Origin of the sequence: Pseudonocardia pini, from assembly GCF_013870575.1 — a bacterium.
Taxonomy (GTDB): Bacteria; Actinomycetota; Actinomycetes; order Mycobacteriales; family Pseudonocardiaceae; genus Pseudonocardia; species Pseudonocardia pini.
This window is the reverse complement of record NZ_JACBXB010000743.1, coordinates 1-2,727: the sequence shown is the minus strand read 5'-3', so window position 1 is coordinate 2,727 and position 2,727 is coordinate 1. Positions and strand designations below refer to the sequence as shown.

Annotated in this window: 3 protein-coding genes; all 3 read right to left on the bottom strand. The window is 74.0% G+C overall.

Going from position 1 to position 2,727, the window contains the following annotated elements; genetic code table 11:
* Positions 1–135: 135 nt before the first annotated feature.
* Positions 136–1,455 (bottom strand): LLM class flavin-dependent oxidoreductase, encoded by a 1,320-nt coding sequence (locus tag H5J29_RS28180; protein WP_181784022.1) that lies wholly within the window; start codon positions 1,453–1,455, stop codon positions 136–138.
* Positions 1,455–2,429: an ABC transporter substrate-binding protein gene (locus H5J29_RS28175; RefSeq protein ID WP_181784021.1), complete on the bottom strand. Its 975-nt coding sequence runs from the start codon at positions 2,427–2,429 to the stop codon at positions 1,455–1,457. Before H5J29_RS28175 ends, H5J29_RS28180 begins: the two co-directional genes overlap by 1 nt.
* On the bottom strand, positions 2,426–2,727 hold a 302-nt coding region (locus H5J29_RS28170), incomplete at its 5' end, for a cupin domain-containing protein (protein ID WP_181784020.1). The genes H5J29_RS28175 and H5J29_RS28170, both read right to left, overlap by 4 nt.

The following is a 2,727-nucleotide window of genomic DNA, read 5'->3' as shown; positions in this document are numbered from 1 at the left end:
TCGGCGCCCTCGGCCTGCTCGTGGGCATGGCCACGCTGTCCGGCGCCGCCGTCGTCGGGTCGCTGGTGCTCGCGACCCTCGGCGGCACGTGCTGGCTGTGGTGCAGCGGCGCGGTGCCGCAGCGCCTGCCCTGACTCAGGACTTGGCGACCGCCGGTCGTTCCAGGCCGAGGTGGTCCCGCAGGGTGGTGCCGCGGTACTCGCGCCGGAACAGGCCGCGGGCCTGCAGCTCGGGCACCACGAGGCGGGTGAAGTCCTCGACCGAGCCCGGGGCGAAGGCGGGCATGATCACGAACCCGTCCGCCCCGCCGCCGGTGTACCAGCGCTCCAGCTCGTCCGCGACCGTCCTCGGCGAGCCGACGAGCATCGGGAACGACAGGCTGGCCGCGTACTCCACGGCCAGCTCGCCGAGGGTGATCCCGCGCTCGATCGCGTGCCCGATCACGTACTCGAACCGGCCCTTGCTGCCCCGCAGCTCCGCCCGGACGTCCGGCACGGGGCCGTCGACGGGGTGCGCCGAGAGGTCGTAGTTCATCGACGCGGACATGAAGGTCAGCCCGGCGACGGGGTGGACCAGCGCCCGCAGCTCCTGCTCCAGGGCCCGGGCCTCGGCGTCGGTCTCGGCGACGATCGGCATCACGCCCGGCAGCACCTTCACCGCGTCCGCGGAACGGCCCGCGGCCTCGACGTCCGCCCGGAAGCCGCGGCGGAAGTCCTGGGCCCGCTCCAGGGTCGGCGCCACCGCGAACACGACCTCGGCGGTCCGCGCCGCCACCGCCTTGAACGTGCCCGAGGCGCCCGCCTGCACGATCACCGGCCTGCCCTGCGGGGACCGCGGCAGCGTGAGCGGACCGGCCACCCGGAACCACTCGCCGACGTGGTCGGCGCGGCGGACCCGGGTGGGGTCGACGTAGGTCGAGCCCTCGCGGTCGAGCACCACGGCGTCGTCCGCCCAGGTGTCCCAGAGCTCGAGGACGGTGTCGAGGAACTCCGCGGCCCGGTCGTAGCGGGTGGCGTGGTCGAGGTGGGCGTCCCGGCTGAAGTTGCGGGCCTCGCCGTCGCTCACCGAGGTGACCGCGTTCCAGGCCGCGCGCCCCTCGCTGACGTGGTCGAGCGTCGAGAACGCCCGGGCCACGTGGAAGGGCTCGGAGTAGGTCGTCGACGCCGTGCCCGCCAGCCCGATCCGCTCGGTGGCCCCGGCGAGCGCGGTGAGCAGCACGGCCGGGTCGCGGTGCACGTTGACCCGGGTGCGCAGCACCTCGTCCGGGGTGCCGCCGTAGACGTCGTCCACGGCGAGCTTGTCCGCGAGGAACGCCAGGTCGAACCGCGCCTCCTCGGCCACCCGGACGAGGTGGCGGAACAGCGCGACGTTCGCCCCGGCATCCATCCCGGAGCGGGGGTGTCGCCAGCCGCCCGCGTGCACCCCCGACTCGCTCAGATACAGCGCGAGGTGCATCACGGGGCCGCCGGGGCCAGGTCCTGCACGCTGTCGGCCACGGCGACGTCCTGCCGGAGCACGCCGTAGGCCCGGTAGTTGTCCGCGACCTGCTGGATCTGGCCGATCAGCTCCTGGTCCAGCGGGACGAGCGTCCGGTTCGCCCGCACCGCCATCAGGTCGGCCACGGCGGCCGGACGCTGGGTCAGCTTCGTGTAGATCGCGGCGGTCTCGGCGGGGTGGTCGACCGCCCACTGCACGGCCTGGCCGTAGCGGGCCACGAAGTCCGTCATGGCCTGCGTCTTGCCCGCGTCCTCCAGGGCGGTGGTGCTCGCGTCGAGGAAGGTCAGGCCGGGGGCCAGGCCGTCGGGCCCGCGCAGCACCCGCGCGCCCTGCTCCTGCTCGGCGACCGCGGTGTACGGGTCCCACGTGGACCAGGCGTCGATCGCGCCCGACGACATCGCGGCGGCCGCGTCGACCGGCTGCAGGAAGCTGACCGTCACGTCCTTGTCGGTCAGCCCGGCCTCCTTGAGCGCCTGCAGGAGCAGGTAGTGGCCCACGGAGCCCTGGGTGGTGGGGGAGACCGTCCTGCCCTTGAGGTCGGCCACCGACTGGATCGGCGAGTCCTTCGGCACGACGATCGACAGGCCGTACTGCTGCGGCACCTGCGTCGCGGCGACGATCTTGATGTCGTCCGTCGACGAGAGCGCGGTCAGGGTGGGGGCGTCGCCCGCCACGCCGATGTCGATCGCGTCCCCGCGCAGGGCCTCGAGGACCGGGGCGGCGGCGGGGAACTGGGCCCACTCCAGCGTGTAGGGCGCACCGTTCATGGCGCCCGAGGCCTCCATCAGGGCCTGCTGGATGCCGGCCTGGTCCCCGACCTTCAGCGTGACGGTGGCCAGGTCGACCGGGCCGTCGGAGGCCGTGCCCCCGGACGAGCAGGCGGCGAGGCCGAGGGTGGCCGCGGCGAGGACGGCGGTCAGCAGGCGCTTCACGAGGACTCCGGGTCGATCAGGGGGGTGAGGGAGGGGAGGTTCACGACGATCCCCTCCTGGGTGCTGCGGGAGATCACGACCACGGCCGGGTGGTCCGGGTCCGGGTTCTCCTCGCGGTGGGGGACGAACGGCGGCACGAAGATGTAGTCGCCGGGCTCGGTCTGCAGGGCGACCTCGCCGGTGCCGTCGTGGAAGACGAACCGGGGGGTCCCGCTGACGATGTAGATCGAGGTCTCGGCCTCGCCGTGGTGGTGGTCGCCGGAGTTCGTGGCGGGCGCGACGTGCGTCTCGCCGGTCC